The 20,687-nt window shown below is 46.0% G+C and carries 14 protein-coding genes; 7 read left to right on the top strand and 7 right to left on the bottom strand.

The window, feature by feature from the left end:
- Positions 1-53: 53 nt before the first annotated feature.
- The 5 genes from putP to pdxH form a co-directional block, all read right to left on the bottom strand.
- The gene (gene putP, locus VNE01S_RS03895) at positions 54-1,541 is read right to left on the bottom strand and encodes a sodium/proline symporter PutP (RefSeq protein ID WP_053396059.1); all 1,488 of its coding nucleotides are present in this window, start codon (positions 1,539-1,541) and stop codon (positions 54-56) included.
- Positions 1,542-1,645: 104 nt separating this feature from the next.
- Positions 1,646-2,344 (bottom strand): 1-pyrroline-5-carboxylate dehydrogenase, encoded by a 699-nt coding sequence (locus tag VNE01S_RS03890; RefSeq protein WP_053396058.1) that lies wholly within the window; start codon positions 2,342-2,344, stop codon positions 1,646-1,648.
- A gap of 22 nt (positions 2,345-2,366) precedes the next feature.
- Positions 2,367-5,486: a bifunctional proline dehydrogenase/L-glutamate gamma-semialdehyde dehydrogenase PutA gene (putA, locus tag VNE01S_RS03885; protein ID WP_053396057.1), complete on the bottom strand. Its 3,120-nt coding sequence runs from the start codon at positions 5,484-5,486 to the stop codon at positions 2,367-2,369.
- A gap of 190 nt (positions 5,487-5,676) precedes the next feature.
- Positions 5,677-6,492: an AraC family transcriptional regulator gene (locus VNE01S_RS03880; protein ID WP_053396056.1), complete on the bottom strand. Its 816-nt coding sequence runs from the start codon at positions 6,490-6,492 to the stop codon at positions 5,677-5,679.
- Positions 6,493-6,990: 498 nt separating this feature from the next.
- Entirely contained in the window at positions 6,991-7,626 is a 636-nt protein-coding gene (gene pdxH / locus VNE01S_RS03875) for a pyridoxamine 5'-phosphate oxidase (protein ID WP_053396055.1), read from the bottom strand.
- Positions 7,627-7,836: 210 nt separating this feature from the next.
- Between pdxH and VNE01S_RS03870 the strand changes: the two genes are divergently transcribed.
- Genes VNE01S_RS03870 through VNE01S_RS03855 form a run of 4 tightly spaced genes read left to right on the top strand, consistent with a single transcriptional unit; the run spans position 7,837 to position 13,993 of the window.
- The gene (locus VNE01S_RS03870; protein WP_053396054.1) at positions 7,837-9,228 is read left to right on the top strand and encodes an HlyD family type I secretion periplasmic adaptor subunit; all 1,392 of its coding nucleotides are present in this window, start codon (positions 7,837-7,839) and stop codon (positions 9,226-9,228) included.
- A 54-nt stretch (positions 9,229-9,282) separates the two neighbouring features.
- Positions 9,283-9,945: a transglutaminase-like cysteine peptidase gene (locus VNE01S_RS03865; RefSeq protein WP_053396053.1), complete on the top strand. Its 663-nt coding sequence runs from the start codon at positions 9,283-9,285 to the stop codon at positions 9,943-9,945.
- A 5-nt stretch (positions 9,946-9,950) separates the two neighbouring features.
- Positions 9,951-11,861, top strand: a complete 1,911-nt coding sequence (locus VNE01S_RS03860; RefSeq protein ID WP_053396052.1) for a bifunctional diguanylate cyclase/phosphodiesterase — start codon at positions 9,951-9,953, stop codon at positions 11,859-11,861.
- Between the two features lie 17 nt (positions 11,862-11,878).
- Positions 11,879-13,993, top strand: coding sequence for a type I secretion system permease/ATPase (locus VNE01S_RS03855; RefSeq protein ID WP_053396051.1), 2,115 nt, complete (start codon positions 11,879-11,881; stop codon positions 13,991-13,993).
- Between the two features lie 142 nt (positions 13,994-14,135).
- On the opposite strand, the gene VNE01S_RS03850 is transcribed toward VNE01S_RS03855, so the two are convergent.
- Both VNE01S_RS03850 and VNE01S_RS03845 read right to left on the bottom strand, forming a co-directional pair.
- Positions 14,136-16,688 (bottom strand): glycosyl hydrolase family 18 protein, encoded by a 2,553-nt coding sequence (locus tag VNE01S_RS03850; RefSeq protein ID WP_053396050.1) that lies wholly within the window; start codon positions 16,686-16,688, stop codon positions 14,136-14,138.
- Positions 16,689-17,035: 347 nt separating this feature from the next.
- Complete coding sequence (locus tag VNE01S_RS03845) at positions 17,036-18,433, bottom strand: tryptophanase (protein ID WP_053396049.1); 1,398 nt, start codon at positions 18,431-18,433, stop codon at positions 17,036-17,038.
- Between the two features lie 416 nt (positions 18,434-18,849).
- Here VNE01S_RS03845 and VNE01S_RS03840 point away from each other — a divergent pair, with 416 nt between their 5' ends.
- From VNE01S_RS03840 to VNE01S_RS03830, 3 genes are all read left to right on the top strand, one after another.
- On the top strand, positions 18,850-19,479 hold the full coding sequence (locus VNE01S_RS03840; RefSeq protein ID WP_053396048.1) for a DUF2057 family protein: 630 nt from the start codon (positions 18,850-18,852) through the stop codon (positions 19,477-19,479).
- A gap of 190 nt (positions 19,480-19,669) precedes the next feature.
- Positions 19,670-20,098 carry a hypothetical protein gene (locus VNE01S_RS03835; RefSeq protein WP_053396047.1) on the top strand — a complete coding sequence of 143 codons (429 nt, stop codon included), beginning with the start codon at positions 19,670-19,672 and terminating at the stop codon, positions 20,096-20,098.
- The gene (locus VNE01S_RS03830) at positions 20,095-20,685 is read left to right on the top strand and encodes an SCO family protein (RefSeq protein ID WP_053396046.1); all 591 of its coding nucleotides are present in this window, start codon (positions 20,095-20,097) and stop codon (positions 20,683-20,685) included. Before VNE01S_RS03835 ends, VNE01S_RS03830 begins: the two co-directional genes overlap by 4 nt.
- Positions 20,686-20,687: the final 2 nt, after the last annotated feature.

The following is a 20,687-nucleotide window of genomic DNA, read 5'->3' as shown; positions in this document are numbered from 1 at the left end:
AGCCCCCGGACCTTTCAGTCTCGGGGGCAAGTAACGTGTTTAATATAAAGCGTTTAGTCCAGTTCAGCTAAGTGCTTTTTGTAAGTCACATGTTGAGCTTTTACGCTTTCTTCCGGCTCGCCTGTCAGTAGGCTTACTGAAATGATAGCGATTGTTGAAAAGATGATTCCAGGTACGATTTCGTAAACATCGAACCAACCACCAGAAAGCTGTTTCCAAACCACGATAGTTACGCCACCAATAATGATACCTGCTAGCGCACCGTTACGGTTCATACGAGACCAGTACAAGCTAAGAATTAGAGCCGGGCCAAATGCCGCACCAAAACCAGCCCATGCGTAAGATACTAGACCTAGTACTGAGCTATCTGGCGTCATCGCTAGAATCAACGCAACAATAGAGATTGCAATTACTGCGATACGACCAACCATTACGATTTCTTCTGAGCTTGCGTCTTTCTTAAACACTTGCTTGTAGAAGTCTTCTGCTAGTGCCGAAGACGATACAAGTAGTTGTGAATCCGCTGTACTCATGATTGCAGCCAGAATCGCAGCAAGAAGAACACCAGCTACAACAGGGTGGAACATCGCGTTCACAAGTAGCATGAAGATCTTTTCGCCATCATCAACAGACACACCAGAGTTAGTCACGTAAATCAGACCAACCACACCCACAAGCAGAGCACCTGCCATAGAGAACGCAGTCCAAAGTACAGCGATATGACGTGCTGTTTTTAGGTCTTTATTTGAACGAGCCGCTTTAAAACGCGCAAGAATGTGTGGCTGACCGAAGTAACCTAGACCCCATGCAGCCAATGAAATGATGGCAATGGCAGATAACGGTTCACCTTTTGAATCATTCCAAAGTGTCAGCAGTTCTGGGTTGATGTTATGAAGTTGGTTAGACACATCGCTGAACCCACCTTCCATCGCAACAACAGGGACAATCATCAATGCTGCCGCCATTAGTAGGCCCTGAACCAAATCAGTCCACGATACCGCTAAGAAGCCACCAAATAGCGTGTAAGATACCACACACACCGTGCCGATAATTACCGCCGTTGTGTAGTCCAAGCCAAATACTGTTTCAAACAATTTACCGCCTGCTACCAAACCTGAGCTCGTGTAGAAAAGGAAAAATAGAAGAATGAAGAAAGCAGAAATTACCTGAATCAGTTTTGAGTTGTCGTTAAAACGACGAGATAGGTATTCTGGCAGTGTTAGCGAGTCTGTCGTAATACTGTATGTACGCAGACGTTTCGCGTTAATCAGCCAGTTCAGCCAAGTACCTACCAGTAGACCACCAGCTAGCCAAAATGCTTCAATACCTGCTGCGAATGCATAGCCCGGAAGACCAAGTAGCAGCCAGCCACTCATGTCTGATGCACCTGCTGATAGTGCTGCAGGCCAAGGGCCAAGCGAACGACCACCCAAGAAGTAATCTGATGAGTTTTTCGTTCGTTGATACGCAATAACGCCGATTGCAAGCATCATAATTAGATACGCAATAAACGTGGTAGTAATAGCAAAGCTATTTTCCATGTGTTATGTCCTCTTTTTTAAAATATACCTTCCCTCATGTCCTCACCTGTAATAAGACTAGTGTTGGTGAGGACACGTCCCAATTCAATTGGAAAAAGAGAGGGTTAGTGGGCTTCGCTTCCCAGTTCTAGCAAGGTCGCGTTACCACCCACTGCTGTGATATTTATTGTTCTTGTTCGCTCAGTGATAAAGCGAAGAGAAAGATGTGGATCATGCGCTACAGGGGTAGCAGCAAAATCCGTTTCCGAAACAAGGCTTACAATCGCACCTTCTCGTTTCGCTAACTGACGGTTGATGTTTCGCTCAACCTCAGTAGTCCCTACGTAACCTACGCTACGTACGTCTGACTCCAGCAATTGCTGATAAGCATCCAAAGGAGCAAACTGTAGCAAGTTCATAGGCAATGAAGACTGCATATAGGCAGTTTCTAGTTGGCGGCTGAAATCAGCGTCATCACTACAGAATACGACGCTGTTTCCAGCAATAAGAGCAGCGGTAACTTGTGCTAATGCTGCCTTTTGAGCCGGCTCTGACATATCACCTTGGATAATCAAAGCCACACCACGACCCGCGGTGTAAAGTTCATTCGTTTCCCCTGTCGGACCTACCAATTGGTGCGATTCAGCCAATAGTGCTGAAGCTCGCTCAAGATGGTAAGACACAACAGCGCCTAACGAAGGTTGTGCTTTTTGCAAAGCCTTTTTGAAAGCAACTAAGCACTCACTTTTTGCTTCAAAACTTGTCAAATTCCAGTTTTCCCATGCCGAAAATGCATCAGAAAAACGAGTTACTTGATGAACCATAATATTTCTCCTCGCCTACGGATTAAGAAAACTGAGTTTGAGTAAAGCGGAATAGGTAGTGTGGACCACCAGCCTTCGGACCCGTACCAGACAAGCCCTGACCACCAAACGGCTGAACACCTACTACCGCACCAACTTGGTCACGGTTGATGTAGCAGTTACCTACTCGCGCGTGTTTTTCAATCCAGCGATAAGTCGTTTCGTTACGGCTGTGAATACCCATAGTTAGACCAAAACCAGTGTTATTGATTTGATCAACAATCTGGTGCAACTCACTCGCTTTGAAGCGAACAATATGCAGGATAGGGCCAAACTGTTCTTCTTTCAGGCAAGAGATATCGCGAATTTCAAACGCGCTCGGCGCAACGAAATCACCATATTGATGCTCTTCACCAAGTTTAAGTTCTGCGACTTTTTTCTCTGTCGCTGTCATGTGCTCAATGTGCTTAACCAATTTCGCTTTGGCTGTGCCATCAATCACAGGACCAACATCCGTTGAGTGTAAGTAAGGCTTACCCACTTGCAGCTCTTCCATTGCACCTTGAATTAGAGCAATGATGCGATCTGCAACGTCTTCTTGAACGTACAGTACACGCAATGCACTACAACGCTGACCGGCAGAAGCAAAGGCTGAGCGGATAACGTCACGTACTACCTGTTCAGGAAGTGCCGTACTGTCCACAATCATCGCGTTTTGACCGCCAGTTTCCGCAATAAATGGAACAGGCGCAGCATCACGCGCTGCTAATGTTTGGTTAATACGTTGTGCCGTCGCTGTTGAGCCTGTAAACGCCACACCAGCAATTGCTGAGTGAGAGGTCAACGCTGAACCAATCTCTGCACCGCGGCCAGGTAGAAGTTGAATGGTGCCAGCAGGGAAGCCCGCTTCATTCATTAGCTCTACTGCACGTGCTGCGATTAGGCTGGTTTGTTCAGCTGGTTTAGCAACAACGGTGTTGCCCGCAACCAATGCTGCTGTTACTTGGCCAAGGAAGATAGCCAGAGGGAAGTTCCAAGGGCTGATACAAACGAACACACCACGACCTTTACGAGTCACAATGCGAGCTTTGCCATCAAAGCCGTTGACTGCCAACTCACCTAGCGCATCAACCTGTTTTGCGTAGTAACGACAGAAGTCGACAGCTTCACGAACTTCATCGATGCTGTCGTGAATTGTCTTACCCGCTTCTTGGTGACAAATCGCAACAAGCTCCGCTAGGTTTTCTTCTAGCAGGTCTGCCAATTTGTCTAGCTTCTCGCCGCGCTCTGCTGAGTCAGTCGCTTGCCAAGCAGCAAATGCGCTTTGCGCACCTTCGATAGCTTCGGAAACATGATCAAGAGTGGCAAACGCTACCTGACCAACTTGGATACGGCGGTCGTAAGGTGCTTTTACATCTTCTACATTGATGTTTTCCTTGATCATGCTTTCGGCATAAGATTTACCGTTGATAACAGGTGCAGCAACCCATTGTTTCTCCATGAAGCTTTCAACTTGCGCTTCAAATGGCTTCGCTTCGCTGTCAATATCTACGTTTACGCCAATCGCAGCTTTACGCTCTGGGAAAACAGCCGGAGGCAGAGGAATGCTGGTGTTGTTCAACGTATCGTAGGCATTCAACATATCTACTGGGTGTTGAGTCAATGAGTCAACCGGGCAACGGGCATCAACTAGACGGTGAACAAAAGAGCTGTTCGCGCCGTTTTCTAGCAGACGACGTACTAGGTATGGCAGCAAGTCTTTGTGGCTACCCACTGGCGCGTAGATACGTACCGATTGCTTATGAGTGTCCATCACATGGTTGTACAGCGAATCGCCCATACCATGTAAGCGTTGGAATTCGTAATCTTTGTGCTGTGCCATGACAGCGATAGACGTAACAGTTTGAGCGTTGTGGCTCGCAAACTGCGGGAAGATGTTACCACGCACGTTTTCACTCAGTAGGAAACGTGCACACGCTAGGTAAGCAACGTCTGTCGCTTCTTTACGCGTGTAAACTGGGTAGTTGTCGTAACCTGCTTGTTGTGACCATTTGATTTCGCTATCCCAGTAAGCGCCTTTCACTAGGCGAAGTGGGATTAGGTCACCTTGCTCTTTTGCCAGGCCATTTAGCCATACAAGAACTGGTAGTGCACGTTTAGAGTACGCCTGAACAACCAAGCCAAACTTACCCCAACCTTTTACTAGGTCGCTGCGGTATACCTTTTCAAACAGCTTCAGGGAAAGCTCTAGGCGATCGGCTTCTTCCGCATCAATAGTGATGGCAACATCCAGCTCAACGGCACGACGAAGAAGTTGTTGCAGAGTATCGTACAGCTCAGTTAGAACGCGCTCTTCGTTTGCTACTTCATAACGAGGGTGCAAAGCAGAAAGTTTGATAGAAACTGACGGCGCTGGGCTGGTGTCTTGACCAGAAGTGTCACGACCAACCGCTTCGATTGCCATCAAGTAATCTTTGAAGTACTTGTTCGCATCGGCGGTGGTTAGCGCCGCTTCGCCTAGCATGTCATAAGAGTAAGTGAACCCTTTGTCTCGCATTGTGCGGCCGTTTTTCTGCGCTTCAGCAATGCTGCGGCCCAGAACGAATTGGTGACCCATCACCTTCATTGCTTGGTGCATTGCCTGGCGGATAACTGGCTCAGACATTTTGTTAACTAAGCGGTTAACAGCACTAACAGGGCTTTGAGTCTCTGACTCTGATAGACCAACGACTTTACCAGTCAGCATTAGGCCCCATGTTGACGCGTTAACAAACACAGAATCTGAACTTTTCAGGTGAGATTTCCAGTCAGCTACGCTTAGCTTATCGCGGATAAGAGCATCTGCCGTTGCTGCATCTGGGATACGCATTAGCGCTTCAGCCAGACACATCAACAAAATACCTTCCTGAGTATCAAGACTGTATTCAAGCAATAAAGCATCGATCATCTGAATCGATTTTTTATCCGCTCGGATAGCTTTGATCAGTTCAGTGGTTTTGTCCGTAATTTGTGCCTTCTCAGCATCAGTCGGCGTCGCCAAAGGTAGTAATTGGTTCAGCCATTGTGATTCATCCACCATATAAAGTGGAGAGATCAGTGACCAAAGGTTATCAAGCGGCTGCTCAACAAACTCGGTTTTCAACACATCAGTTGCTGTAAACATGCGTTTTCCTCAATCTCATACCTGAAAGAAAAGTGATCAGGTTTTTTACAATGGCATGCAGTGTATTTTGAGCTTGAGTTGATTACTTGTCAAAAACTCCGAGCTTTTTGCCAAAAACTCCGATTATTAACAAAACAAACACAGAGTCACACGTAAAAAGGCAAAATATTGTATGGTTTTGTTTTCACATTTAACCAACTTGTTTCTTATACTGAGAAGGTGAAATACCTTGGAGACGAGAAAACGTGTGCGTAAAAATGCTCTGGCCAGAAAATCCGGTTAGCTCCGCCACCTGCCCCAAAGACAAATGACCTTGTGCAATAAGTTGTTTCGCCATATCGATACGTTTTCCGAGTACATATTGATGAGGCGTAATGCCCATTTGCTCTTTGAACAGATTGTGGAATTGACTTTCACCAAGGAAAACACTGCCCGCCAATTGGGCAACAGAGATCTTTTGGCTTAAGTGCTGTTCGATGTATCGGTCGATAGCTTCCAAATCAAATCGCGACTCTTTACGAAGCGTTGCGAACTCAGACATATGGCGTTGTAGCAACGCAATCACCGTGTCATTGCACGCTCGGCTGAGCAGTTGGTCTTCCGGGTTGGATTGCATCTCAGACACCAGCATACGAATCAGTTTTTGGATCTGTCCATCCAGCTGAAAGTACGTATCACGTTGGTTGATCTCATTGAGCTTTTGTAACATCAAAGGATCGTCGTCAGATGGCGCTGGGAGGTTTAACACCAGAATGTCCGACTGGCCAACCACACCACCAAAAGCATGGTCGGTTTTAGAAGTTACCACACACCCTTGACCTGGCCCGACTAAGTTTCCGTACCCACTGACTTCAAACTCTGCCTGACCTTTTAAGCCAATAACAATTTGCGTGTAGCTATGATCATGACAATCCATGTATGAGGGCAAAGTGATCAGCTCAGCAGGTCTTGGTAGTAAAAGCTGAGAAGAATCGGAATTTGTTGGGGACTTGGAAGGAAGATTCATTGTAACCCACCCGTTAGGATTGTATTCAAGAGGCGATGGTATAACAAAAGTATAGATTATCGAAACACTCAGTTTCTATTGACTGCCTATCTGGTGCTCTCCAAAAATGATGCATTGACTTGTTTCAATAAACAACATGATCAATCTTCCGGAAGAATGATCAAGTACATTCTATTTACGGCCTATGTCACTTCTATTCTTTCTGTACTTTTCTGGCATGTAAGCTGGTGTAATGTCAGTATTAAAACCCAAAAAAGCAACATATATTCAATAAGTTAAAAACATACTCACTCTACATAGACTCATTCTATTCGTAGTAAAACATGTCTGCGAAAGTGAGCTCACCAGTGAAATTGTCAAACCCTTAGCGCTTTCAAACATTAAGAGAACTGAACGATGATCAAGGATATCCTTGATCATACTTTCGTATATTTCATCACTCGCGGACATAAAAAAACGCCGCATATTGCGACGTTAATCTATCTTGATGGCGTGTTGTTATGGCGCTAAGCGATCAATATGCCAATCTTTCTCTTCTTTAGAGAAAAGGAAGCGGTCATGCAGTCGGTGCTCCCCACCCTGCCAAAACTCTATTGACGTTGGGCGAATGCGAAAACCACCCCAAAAGCTCGGTACTGGAATTTCACCTTTCTCGAATTTTTGCTTGAGCTCTAAGAACTTGCCTTCTAAAACCCCGCGTGCAGAAATACGGCTGCTCTGTTTACTGGCGATTGCCGCTAATTGGCTCTCTTTTGGTCGAGAAGAAAAGTACTTCATGTTTTCAACCATCGACAATTTCTCTGCAACACCGGTAATATGAACCTGACGTTCTAGAGGGTGCCAAGGAAAGTGAAGACTTACTTTCGAGTTCACTTCAATCTGCTGGGCTTTACGGCTGCCAAGGTTGGTATAAAAGACAAAGCCATCTTGATCGACATGCTTAAGGAGAACAATGCGTTGAAAAGGTTGCCCGGTATTATCGACGGTTGCCACTGTCATCGCGGTCGGGTCGGTAAGTTTTGCTTCCACCGCTTGTTTCAGCCAAAAATCGAATTGAGCAATAGGATCAGCAAGCAAATCTTTTCTTCTCAATCCACCTTTTGTATATTCTCGGCGAATATCTTCAAGTTCCATCTTTTGTCCTCGCAATTTTTTTGCTGATTGTGCGCCCAAATATCAAAGAACTCAAGCATAAGCCTCACTACAAAAGCTACACTCAAACTGTTAATTGCACCGTTTCGTGATGTTTGCAGCTTCGAAACGCGATTCTCACAGCAATTTCTTAACTTTTTAAGTTTGCAGTAATAAAATCAATTAAATAACTCAAATCTACAAGGATCACCAATGAGTAAGAGCAGTTATAACAAACTTACTCCGAGCGAGTTGGAGTATGTCGATGATAAAACGGCAGCTTTACTATTAAATACACCAAACAATGCACGAATTATGCTTTGGGTCATGGTGATCTTTTTTGTTCTTGCGGGGGTCTGGGCCTCATGGGCTCAAATAGACAAAGTCACCGTTGGGCAAGGAAAAGTGGTTCCATCTTCACAAATACAAATTGTGCAAAACCTTGAAGGTGGCTTGGTTAAAGAGATCCTCATTCGTGAAGGTCAACAAGTCGAAAAAGGCCAACAGCTCTTGCTCATTGATGACACGCGTTTCCGCTCAGATTTTCGTGAAAGAGAGCAGCAAGTCGCCAACTTACAAGCCAGCGTATTGCAGCTTTCAGCGTCCATCAGCAGCGTGATAATCAATGAAAAACTCGATGGCAATAATTGGCAAGACAGCGTTAAGTTAAATTCTGAACAACTCAAGTTCCCAGACGAGTTCAGAAAAGAGAACCCAGAGCTGGTTAGCCGCCAACGAGCAGAATATCGCCAAAACCTAAACGAGCTGAGAAACCAACTCTCACTGACGGATCAGCAAGTCAAGCAAAAGCAGCAAGACTTAATCGAAATTAAAGCGCGTGTCCGTAACCTTCGCGCCAGCTATAGCTACGCTCGTAAAGAGCTCGAGATCACTAGGCCTCTTGCCGATGAAGGCGTAGTACCAAGAATTGAGCTGCTAAAACTGCAAAGACAAGTCAACGATACGCGCAGAGAACTCACCTCAAGCGAACTTAAAATCCCCGTTTTAGAGTCCGCGATCCGCGAAACCATGTTGAATCGAATCGACGTGGCTCAGAAGTTTCTCTCGGAGCAACAAGAGAAACTAAACCTAGCGGAAGACAAGCTTTCTGCAATGACGGAATCCGCCGTCGGCCTAGAAGACCGTGTAAACAGAACCATCGTCACCTCCCCTGTTACCGGCACCGTGAAAACACTGAACATCAATACCGTCGGCGGTGTTATTCAGCCCGGTATGGATATTGTTGAAATCGTACCGAGCGAAGACACCTTGTTAGTGGAGGCAAAAATTGCTCCGCAAGATATCGCTTTTTTGCGCCCAGACTTACCTGCTGTGGTGAAGTTTACCGCCTATGACTTTACTAAGTACGGCGGACTTGAAGGCGTTCTGGAACACATTAGTGCCGATACCACCACAGACGAAGAAGGAAATAGCTTCTATTTAGTCCGAGTCCGGACAAAAGAGACTGGCCTCAGCAAAGATGATTCTCTGCCTATTATTCCAGGCATGACAGCCTCTGTAGACATCATCACGGGCAAACGTACGGTCATGGAATATTTGCTAAGACCAATATTAAGCGCCAGAAATAACGCACTTAAGGAGTAAGCATACCGCCATGTATCTATTTTCACCGACTAAATATCAACCAATAGTGACCAAATGAGATCTCTCCTTGCAGTTTTACTGCTGTTTGCTGGCTCAACCGCGTCTCTTGCTCTTAATACTCAAGAGCAACGTTGGATTGATGCTGTGCGACAAACTTATGGAGATAGAGCAGGAAGGCGCGTGGAAACATGGCGACAGAAAATGTCTGACTACGCGTCTTTGAATGATCGTGAGAAGTTAACAAGGGTCAACGACTTCTTCAATCAGCTCTATTTCGTTGACGACGACCAGCTCTGGGGACAAAAAGATTACTGGGCGACCCCACTTGAGTTCTTGGGTAGCAACGCAGGTGACTGTGAAGATTTCACCATCGCCAAGTACTTCTCACTGCTGGAGCTGGGTGTCTCAGATAAGAAACTTCGACTGGTGTATGTTAAAGCCATTGATCTAAATCAATTTCATATGGTCTTGGCATACTATTCAACACCAAGCTCAGAACCAATACTGCTTGATAACATCAACCCAGAGATAAAATTGGCCTCGCAAAGACGGGACTTACTGCCTATCTACAGCTTTAACGGTCAAAACCTTTGGTTAATGAAATCAAAGCAAGGGCAATTGGCTGGGAAATCATCAAGGTTAAGCCTTTGGAATGATCTCCGCGCCCGTGAAAAATCACTCAAACTAAACAAACCAATAATCAATTTTGATGAGTAGGCAATATGACATTATATAAACAACTTGTCGCAGGGATGATTGCTGTTTTCTTGATGTTACTGATCTCGGTCTTTATCATCGAGTTTAACACCACTCGCGATAACTTAGTTCAGCAACAACGTTCTGAAGTTAACAACACCATTAACACTGTTGGGCTGGCACTCGCCCCATACTTAGAAGCCAAAGACCATGTTGCCGTGGAGTCTGTAATCAATGCCCTGTTTGATGGCAGCAGCTACTCTATTGTTCGGCTAATCTTCCTGGATACTGAAGAAGAGATCCTTCGTACCTACCCTGTTCAAGCGATTGACGTTCCAGACTGGTTTGTCAGCTTAAACCTATTTGAGAAAATTCATGACCGAAGAGTCGTCACAAGCGGCTGGATGCAGTTAGCCGAAGTTGAAATTGTTAGCCATACTGGGGACGCCTACACCCAGTTATGGTCGGCGTTTGAACGTTTAGTTATTGCTTTCAGCATTATCTTACTCATTGGTTTGTTCTCTATCTCATTCATTCTTCGTCGAGCGCTACGTCCTCTGCAACTTATCGTCAAAAAGATGGAACAAGTTGCGAAAAACCAGTTTGGTGACCCTCTTCCTAGACCAGCGACACAAGACCTTATCTATGTCGTCGATGGCATTAATAGTATGTCTTCCCAGCTAGAAAAATCCTTTAAAGCACAGGCCAAGGAAGCTCAGCAACTTCGCGAGCGTGCGTATATCGACCCTGTATCTGGCCTTGGTAACAGGGCCTACTACATGAGTCAGCTAAACAGCTGGCTTAATGAAAGCGGTATGGGTGGCGTTGCAATACTCGAAGCAAGCTTTATCAAAGAGCTTTACGAAGACAAAGGCTATGAAGCGGGTGATGGCATGATACGAGAGCTCGCCGATCATCTGAAAGTATCGCTAACATCCCCTGATCTGACCTTAGCGCGAATTTCCACAGAGGAGTTCGGTTTGATCCTTCCTAATATGGATACATCAGAGCTGAAACTTATCGCGGACAGCATCATTACTTTTGTTCAAGACATCAACGCAGATCCAACTGGAATGGCGACGCCGAATTTTGCCTTGGGTCTTGTGCATAATGAATCTAGAAAGGACTCAAGCGAGATTCTAACCATGTTGGACAACGCCCTAGCAAGCGCGAAGTCGAACCCAGAGCAATCCTACGGTTATGTGTCGTCAGCAAGTAGCTCAACATTGATGGGTAAACAGCAATGGAAGCACCTGGTAGAAGAAGCGATTAATAATGATTGGGTTAATTTTAGATTCCAAGCAGCAAATAACTCCTGGGGCCAAGCCTATCATCGCGAGGTGTTCTCTGCGATTGAAAAAGATGGCGAGCGATTCAGCGCCAATCAATACCTCTATGCACTTGAACAACTGGGCGTCAGCCATGTGTTCGATGAATACGTAATCGAGTCAATGGTGAACCGCCTTAAAGCAGAGAGTGTTTCTGAACCTATCGCCATCAACATTGCACAGAGCAGTATCTCTCAGCCAAGCTTTATTCGTTGGGTAACACAATTCCTGAATAAAAATAAAGACGTTGCTGAACTGCTGCATTTTGAAATTCCTGAAAACTGCTTTATCAACGCACCTCACCATACGGCGCTATTTTGTAACGCGGTACGTTCCGCTGGCGCAGATTTTGGTGTTGATAATTATGGCCGAAATTTCCAGTCTCTGGACTACATCAACGAATTCCGCCCAGCGTATGTTAAGTTGGATTATCTCTACACACACCACTTGGACGACGAGAAACAGAAATTCACATTAACGTCAATTTCTAGAACGGCTCATAACTTAGGCATTAAGACTATTGCGTCCCGTGTAGAAACCCAGACTCAGCTTGATTTCTTATCTGAGCACTTTATTGAAGTCTTCCAAGGCTTCATCGTAGATAAATAATGACTAAAAGGCATAGCATGCAGGATCCGCTATTAAACTCCCTTATCTACGTTAGCCGCTACTACGGGTTAGCTAATTCACCAGAAGCACTCATTAACGGCTTGCCACTGACGGATGGCAAGCTCACGCCATTCTTATTTCCGCGCTCCGCAGAGCGTGCCGGGTTAGTTGCCAAAGAAAACCGAGCCGACTTAAGCTCGATTTCGCAATTAGTCCTTCCCGTTGTTCTGATTTTAAAAGAGGGTGACGCGTGTGTTTTAAACAGCATTAATAAGGACAGCGGCGAGGTCGAGATTGTCACGGGCGACACAGGGCTTGTACCAATATCAATCACCAAGGATGAATTGGAAGAACAATACTCTGGTCGCTACTTTCTGGTTAAGAAGCAGTTTCGTTACGATGAACGTTCACCAGAAATTCTTAAGACCAAAAAAGGCCACTGGTTTTGGAGTACCATTTGGCAATCAAAACGCATCTACCGCGATGTGCTTATTGCCTCAGTACTGATCAACTTGTTCGCCATCGCGGCTCCCATGTTCACGCGCTTGGTATACGATAAAGTCGTGCCCAACCTCGCGTTCGAAACCTTGTGGGTCCTCGCCAGCGGTGTTTTCGTTATCTTCTTTTTTGACTTGTCGTTGAAGTTACTCAGAAGTTACTTTATTGATGTGGCTGGTAAGAAGTCAGATATTCTCATTTCTTCGAAGCTATTTAGTAAAGTGATGGGGATTCGCATGGAGGCCAAGCCACCTTCGGTTGGTGCGTTTGCTCGCCATTTGCAAGAGTTCGAATCGATTCGCGAGTTCTTCACTTCGGCAACGATCAGCTCACTGATTGACCTACCTTTTGCGCTGATGTTCCTACTGCTCATTTGGCTGATGGCAGGCAATCTTGTGTTGGTACCGATTGTCGGCGTGTTAATTCTAGTGATCTACTCGCTGCTGATCCAAGGGCCTTTACGTCATACCATTGAAGAAGGTTCTCGCCTTGCTTCACAAAAGTACGCAAACTTAATCGAGAGTTTGGCTGGGCTTGAAACGGTGAAACTGTTTGGCGCACAAAGTCAATTTCAGTTCCGCTGGGAAGAAGCGGTTGCCCATATGGCAAACTGGAACATCAAGAGCCGTCGTATCACGGATGGCATCCAAAATACCGCTGGCTTTGTCCAGCAGGCATCCAATGTCGGGATGATCATTCTGGGTGTTTACCTTATCGCAGAAGGCGAGCTCACCATGGGTGGGTTAATTGCGGCGACCATGTTAAGCGGACGAGCAATCAGCCCGATGGTGCAACTCTCTCTACTCTCGACTCGTTATAATCAGGCTAAATCGTCGATGACCATCATTGAACAAGTGATGTCCATGCCTGATGAACAAGAAGAAGGAAAACGCTACATTCACCGACCAATCGTGCACGGTAAAATTGAGCTAGATAAAGTGACGTTCCACTATCCGGATTCGCCAGTGGCTTCGATTCGGGATTTGAGCCTGACGATTAACCCAGGTGAAAAAGTGGCGATCATCGGCCGTATTGGTTCGGGTAAAACCACGCTGGAGCGTTTGATCATGGGCTTGTACCAACCCACCGAAGGGCATATCCGAATCGATGATACCGATATTCAGCAACTTCATCATATTGATATCAGAAGGAATATTGGTTGCGTTCCACAAGACAGCCAACTGTTTTACGGCTCAGTGCGAGATAACATTACGTTAGGGCGACCTCTTGCGGATGACCGTGATGTTATGGATGCCGCAAACCGCGCCGGTGTGACCGTGTTTACTCAACAAGATCCGGCCGGTCTTGAACGCCAAGTGGGTGAAGGTGGTCTGCTACTTTCTGGCGGTCAACGTCAAGCCGTTGCGATTGCTCGCGCACTGCTGGGCCGTCCACCAGTTCTGCTTTTGGATGAACCAACCAGTGCCATGGATAACCGTTCTGAAATGCACATCAAACATCAGCTTGCTCAATTGAAACCGAGTGAGACATTGATTCTGATTACGCACAAAACATCGATGCTTGATGTTGTTGACCGTGTGATTGTAATGGAAAAAGGCTGTGTCATTGCCGATGGCCCTAAAGCTGAAGTGCTGAATAATCTTAAACAAGGCAAAGTCAAAGCGGTCAATTAAACTCGCTCAGTGCGTTTGAATTGGCATATCACTGACTCGTAGCAACGCGGCCCTGTTTAGAAAACAGTGATAAATAAGAAAAGCCATTCAGGTTAACCCTGAATGGCTTTGTTTTTATCTCAGTGTTGAATCAATCGAGAGATTAGTTAGTCGAGCAGTTTGCTGCGCCAACTTCTTTCCACACACCCCACTGACCAGACTTAGTTGGATCGTCGTTGCGTGTCCACCATTTTGCTTCCCAAACCTTACCGGCCCAAGAAACTTGGTCTCCACCTGTGTAAACCGTACCCGCTTCCCACAGATCGCCACACACTTCACCACCGCCGTTTGTCACTTTCTCAGCGACAACGACTGTTGCAGACGTTGTTGACGTTGCTTGGCCATCACTTACTGTTACAGCAAACGTCAGTGACGTATCTTGGGTGTATTCTGGAGCAACAAAACTCACTGTCGCGCCATCTACTGTCGCATTGATACCAGCTGGCACGTTCCACTCAAACGTTAACGTGTCGTTATCGGCATCTGATGATACAGACGCATCCACCACTACCACATCACCAGCTTGCGCTGTTGCAGGTGCAGTAATTGCTGCGACTGGAGCCTTGTTGACCGGTGTAGTGACATCTTTAGGATTCACAGTCACTGTCACCATATCTGATGCGGTTGCACCTTGGTTATCGGTTACTGTCAACTTGAAGACAAGCTGTTCTGCTTGTGACACTTGAGGAGCATCAAAGCTCGCGGCAGCACTCGTAGAAGCGGATACTGTCACAGGAGTTCCTGAAACCTGCGTCCACTGGTAACCAGCAATAGAGCCATCAGTGTCTTTTGAAGCACCGCCGTCCAACGTTACTGCCGCTGGACCAACAACCGTTAGGTCTGCGCCTGCATTTGCACTAGGTGCACGGTTAACAGGGGTTGTTGTACCACCCGCTAGACCTTCATGCATGGCGTTGAGGATGTCACCGTTGTCTGCATCGATTTCCCACGAGAATAGACCCGCTAGGCCAAGAGAACGGGCGTACGCACCTTTCGCTTTAACCGAACGATCATCATCAAACGTGATTAGCTCACCAGTTGTGCGGTTCCACACCCAAGGTGCTTCAGCTTGCGCATCATAGCCATATTCAAAACCGTTGATGCCTTGGTGGCTTGCACCGAGCATGTTGGCTTTAATGCCTTTGTAGTCGATAACGCCCGCTTCCCAGATACCTTGCGCTGATGTACCTTTCAGTTTACCTGTCGCAGTACCTGTCATTGGATCGGTAGGATCGGTCAGTGTGCTTGGCATCACACCTTCCCAACCACGGCCATACATGGCTGTACCAAGAACCAGTTTGTTCGCCGGAACACCTTGTGCTAGAAGCAACTGGATACCGTTATCTGCTGTGTAAGCAGGGCCTGTAAATGGCTTGCCGTTAGCGTCAACACCTGTGCCATCACACTGGCCTGGTGCCATAAAGCTACCACAGTAAAGCGCAGTTTGGTGACCAGGTACATTGTTCCAACCACCGTAGAAGTCGTAAGTCATCGCGAAGATGTAGTCCATATGTTGGACAGCTTCACCATAGTTCACGTCTTCAATCTTGTCGTGACCAACACCGATTGCAGATGTTAGCTCGTAAGTACGGCCAGTTTCTGCTTCAAGCTTATCAAGCATCGCACGCAATTCACGCATCAATGCGATGTAAGCTGGGCCATCGTTCACTGGATCGCCTAGGTTGGCATTTTCACCGCCGCCACCAGGGAATTCCCAGTCAATATCCACACCGTCGTAGAACTTCCAAGTTTTTAGGAAGCGCTCAACAGAGGCAACAAAAGTGTCTCGGTTCGCTTTGGTGGTGAAATCGAAGAATGGGTCTGATAGCGTCCAACCACCGATAGATGGGATGATTTTTAGGTCAGGATTACGCTGTTTCAATGCCATGAGCATTGCGTAGTTACCTTTAATCGGCGTGCTGTATTCGTGACCAGCTTGCGGGAAGCTCTTCTGGAATGCTGCCCACGGGTCGTGGATAACCACTTCGTAGTCATTCACACCATTACATGCCGTTTGCAGGGCGTTAAAGCTGTTACCACCAACCGATTTCAAAGATTCATTTGGACCACAGATTGGAATGAAACCGTATAGAACGTGCGTTAAGTTGTCCGCTGGCATGTTATCAACCGTATATTTACGGTCGTAGATGCCCCACTCAACAAAGTAAGTACCAACGACAGTGTTAGGATCTGTGTTGAATGTTTTGTTGTTTGGATCAACGTTCATCTTAAGTGGCGGCAGGTGAGAGCCATCAGTATCAGCAATCACGATTTCAGCAGGGCTACTGGTACTACAACCTGTCGCATCACACGCTTCAATCGTCATTTCATAGCGACCACCTTTACCATAGGTAAAGTTAGCGGCTGTCTGGCTCCCCGTAATTGGGCCAGTTGCTACTTCTACGCCATCGAACAAAATTCGGTAGGTATCGCCAGTTGAACCACTCCACTGGTTAAACTTAACTGTGATTCTTGCCTCGTCAAAATATTGCACCATCTGGTTATAACCAGCAGTGGTTTCCATTGCGAGTTCTATTTTAGAGAACTGCAGATTGTTCGAGCCATATACATCAACGCTTGGAGCTGCTGGTGCTGCGATTGCAGCTCCGGACAACGCCATTGCAATACTTGCGGCACATAAGGTAATACGATTCATATCTAATCTCTTATTCCTTGAAGTTTACTCTGCATCAGAGTGTGGTCTGTTCATCAACATCAAATGAAGAACATCAACCACAGTATTAAGAGACTGATTACTAGATAGAAACAATAAAAAATGCTTTACGAGTCAAGACCAAAAATCACATTCTTTATGACATCTTGTTGCACGACAAGTCTGATATTGAGTCAAGAATCAATCTATTTCTAGGCTCAAAAGAAATAGACATTCATTAGGCTTATTTTGAGTTTAACAAGAAGAAAATAGCGATATGGACCGAAAAAAGCCCCACTTCCAAGAAATGAGGCTAACAAATATCATGATATACAGTAGGTCGTTAGGATCTACTTAGAGCGAAACCGTGCGGTAAAGTGGCGGAGAACGGGTGGTTCATATTCAAATGAGAGCCCCTTAAGTTCGCTAGCACGTTCTTTTAGCGCGATAATCGCATCCGCAATGTAATCCATATGATCGTTGGTATACACACGGCGTGGAATGGTTAAGCGCATTAATTCCAACTCAGAAGCTTTCTGTTCACCCGTGTCAGGATCTCGCCCTAACAACAGTGAGCCAATCTCTACCGCGCGAATGCCCGCTTCAAGATAAAGCGCGTTACATAGCACCTGCGCTGGAAACTCATCGGCAGGAATGTGTGGCAGAATCTTGGCTGCATCAACAAACACGGCGTGGCCACCCGTCGGGTACTGGATCGGGATTCCCCCTTCACGCAATCGTTCACCCAAATATTGAACTTGGCTGATGCGGTAATGCAGGTAATCTTCATCCGCGGCTTCGTAAAGACCTCGCGCCAACGCTTCCATATCACGCCCAGCCATACCACCGTAAGTCACGAAACCTTCCATGGGTACACAGAGTGTCTGTACCGCTTGGAACAGCTCTTTATGATCACGAATACAACACATACCACCGATATTGACCATAGGGTCTTTTTTCGCCGACATCGTCAACATATCACCGTATTGATACATCTCACGGATGATCTCTAGAATAGACGTATCCTGGTAGCCTTCTTCACGCTGCTTGATAAAGTACGCGTTCTCACAGTACCGGGCTGAATCAATCACAACCGGGATGTCATACTTCGTGGCAATTTCATACACTGCACGCATATTTTCCATGGAGACAGGCTGACCACCCGAGCTGTTACACGTAACAGTCGTGATAATGGCACAGATATTTTTTGCACCGTGCTCCTCAATTGTTTCAACCAGTTTTGGCAGGTCAAAATTACCTTTCCAGTCGTACGGCGTTGTGGTGTCGAAAGCGTGCTTGTCGACGACATTGATAGCCTTACCACCGTTCAGCTCGATATGCCCAGCTGTCGTATCAAAATGATAGTTGGAGATGAACACGGGCTCTGTCCCGCCACGCACCGTTTTCATACGCTCGATCAACGCTGGAAACAGAATTTGCTCTGCACCACGACCTTGGTGAGCTGGCACCGTCAATTTATAGCCAAAGAAATGCTCAACCGCGTTACATAAGTTGTAATAGTTTCGGCTACCAGCATAAGACTCATCGCCGAGCATCAAACCCGCCCACTGATTATCACTCATGGCTCCGGTTCCAGAGTCCGTCAGCAAATCGATGTACACGTCGTCACTTCTCAATAAAAATGGATTCAGCCCAGCTTCATTGAGCGCTTCAACGCGATCCTGATACGTGGTCATTTTGATTGGTTCAACCATTTTGATGCGAAAAGGTTCTGGGATACGTTTCATGTTAATTTCCTATAGATGTGTTTATTCCTGCACGGCTATGCACAGAAGTAATATTTCAAGTTAAAAGCTTGCTGGGCAAGACAGCCCAAAAGGAAATTAAAGGGAGTGAGATTCTTTGCTTTGAAGCGATAAGCAATAGTCTAAGTTAAACCATGACGACAACACAAAACGGCTGTCGCGCATCCATATGCATTTCATAGCGTTATCCTTATCATTGGTATTAGACATGCCATCAATATAGTGACAAATATTCACCGTTACCGTGAAATGTAGCTCAATTTTTTGATTAAATTTGACCAGAAGAAATAGTATTAATCGTCACTATGACGGTAAAATCAATTGTATTGAGAGTGGTTTCATAGCCTACAACTCAAGTTGCTCTGCAAAGTCAATACACACTGAAAAAGGCACACAATATGCGACTAAACAACTTACCCATTGCTGTCATGATGATAGCTCTAAGTGGCTCGGCGACCGCTCAGGTCACACTCGATATTCCAGATACGGTAGAGATACTTATCGCCAATGGTGAGACTCCTAAGCTAGAAGGTGGGTTATTTGATGCCGAAAAAACCCTGACACTCCCAGATGGGGAAAACCAGATCCTATTTCGCTACAAGCCTTACTTTCATCAGGGTAACGAACGCATTATTGTTGAAAGCCAGCCAATCATTGCGACATTCCATGCCAGCAACAGTGAGCTTACTCTAGACCTGCCTAAATATCGAAACCAACGCGATGCCAAGCGAGAACTACCAAGCGCAACGTATAAAATGCTTGACGGTAGCAATGCACCTTTAGAGCTGAGCTACGATCGGCTAATCAAGGAAGGCATGCAGATCGGTCGCAACTACCAGCAAGAACTTGAAAAGTACAACCAAGAAGGCGGTGTCGCAGCGATGACTAATGCCGCAACTGGGCAACATAAAACGCCATTCTCAACCCAGTCAGAAGCAAGCACTGCAGAAGAAATGCTGCATTTTTGGTATGGCAAAGCGGACGCTGAAACAAAAGCGCGCTTTAAACAGTTTGTAAAAGAGAATTAAGCCTGTGCTGGCTGGTGGCATTACCCAGCCAGCTTTACTCCCCACCATGCCAACCCAGTTACAGCAGCATATATCTACTAACCCGCTTATACCTGCAATGGATTGACCATAAGCACAGAATCTCATGCTGCTCATGTATTTATAAGTCCTTAATGCTAGGATAACCCTTTCGAGTTATTGAGATATTATCGTGTCCTCGCCAGTAAAACTGTTACTGATCGCTTTGGCATTAACTGCCGGTTTTTTTGCCGACGATCTGTATGAAAGATTCCAAGACCAACTTAGTCGCACATCACTTAGCGATTACTGCCTTTTGTCTACCACCGCTTGTATTCAGGATGACATAAAAGTCACGATAGACCGAGATGTCAGCCAGCCACTTATTCCTACTCAGATGTCGGTTGAATGGCCGAAAACTGAAGCCAATGAGCTATTCCTGAAAATGGAAGGTCATGAGATGGAAATGGGAACCGTCATTTTCAAACTTCAGAAAAACAAACAAGGTCTGTTTATCGGTGAAGTCATCTTGCCCGTTTGCACAACGGATGCGATGACTTGGGTCGGTGAGCTTTCTGATGGTCAACAAACGATGAAGACATCTCTAAGGATGGAAAGATGAGTAAAAACTGGTCACTAATTTTAGTGGTAGCGTTCGTATTGGGATTTGGTGTAAAGACTTTCCTAGACTCTGAGCCAGCAGCCACGGATTCGCAAACGCAGCAAACCATACTATTTGGTCAAGATAACCAACCCGTGGATATTTTCGATCCGAATGACTCACGCGTGCGTGTGGTTTACTTCGGTTTCACACGCTGTCCAGATGTTTGCCCAACATCCTTAGCTATGCTTGCTGGTGCGTTAAATCAAACGGATGAACAAACCAAATCGCAATTTCGTCCTATGTTTATTTCTCTCGACCCTGAGCGTGATGCCGCCGCTGACTCGTACAAGTATGCGCAATACTTCCATCCGATGATTGAAGGATTATCAGCACCTTTAGAGATCACGACACCTCTTGCGCATAGCTACGGCGTGATCTTCCGTAAAACAGAGCTTGAGAACTCAGAACTCAAATACACACTCGACCACAGCTCTTATTTTTACTTTCTGAAGCCCGACGGCACGCTCATCACGAAAGTGCCACATACGCTAACACCAGCACCACTTGTGGAAGCATTCAAAAAAATAACAATCGAAGGGAATTAACG

Source organism: Vibrio nereis NBRC 15637, assembly GCF_001591105.1.
Lineage (GTDB): Bacteria > Pseudomonadota > Gammaproteobacteria > Enterobacterales > Vibrionaceae > Vibrio > Vibrio nereis.
This window is presented reverse-complemented; position numbering and strand designations above follow the sequence as displayed.

Excerpts from the sequence above, each read along its gene's own strand:
- VNE01S_RS03845 (WP_053396049.1), bottom strand. The coding sequence starts at position 18,433 with ATGAAACGTATCCCAGAACCTTTTCGCATCAAAATGGTTGAACCAATC.
- VNE01S_RS03865 (WP_053396053.1), top strand. The coding sequence starts at position 9,283 with ATGAGATCTCTCCTTGCAGTTTTACTGCTGTTTGCTGGCTCAACCGCG.
- VNE01S_RS03890 (WP_053396058.1), bottom strand. The coding sequence starts at position 2,344 with ATGGTTCATCAAGTAACTCGTTTTTCTGATGCATTTTCGGCATGGGAA.
- VNE01S_RS03870 (WP_053396054.1), top strand. The coding sequence starts at position 7,837 with ATGAGTAAGAGCAGTTATAACAAACTTACTCCGAGCGAGTTGGAGTAT.
- VNE01S_RS03830 (WP_053396046.1), top strand. The coding sequence starts at position 20,095 with ATGAGTAAAAACTGGTCACTAATTTTAGTGGTAGCGTTCGTATTGGGA.
- VNE01S_RS03855 (WP_053396051.1), top strand. The coding sequence starts at position 11,879 with ATGCAGGATCCGCTATTAAACTCCCTTATCTACGTTAGCCGCTACTAC.
- VNE01S_RS03850 (WP_053396050.1), bottom strand. The coding sequence starts at position 16,688 with ATGAATCGTATTACCTTATGTGCCGCAAGTATTGCAATGGCGTTGTCC.
- putP (WP_053396059.1), bottom strand. The coding sequence starts at position 1,541 with ATGGAAAATAGCTTTGCTATTACTACCACGTTTATTGCGTATCTAATT.
- VNE01S_RS03880 (WP_053396056.1), bottom strand. The coding sequence starts at position 6,492 with ATGAATCTTCCTTCCAAGTCCCCAACAAATTCCGATTCTTCTCAGCTT.
- VNE01S_RS03840 (WP_053396048.1), top strand. The coding sequence starts at position 18,850 with ATGCGACTAAACAACTTACCCATTGCTGTCATGATGATAGCTCTAAGT.
- putA (WP_053396057.1), bottom strand. The coding sequence starts at position 5,486 with ATGTTTACAGCAACTGATGTGTTGAAAACCGAGTTTGTTGAGCAGCCG.
- pdxH (WP_053396055.1), bottom strand. The coding sequence starts at position 7,626 with ATGGAACTTGAAGATATTCGCCGAGAATATACAAAAGGTGGATTGAGA.
- VNE01S_RS03860 (WP_053396052.1), top strand. The coding sequence starts at position 9,951 with ATGACATTATATAAACAACTTGTCGCAGGGATGATTGCTGTTTTCTTG.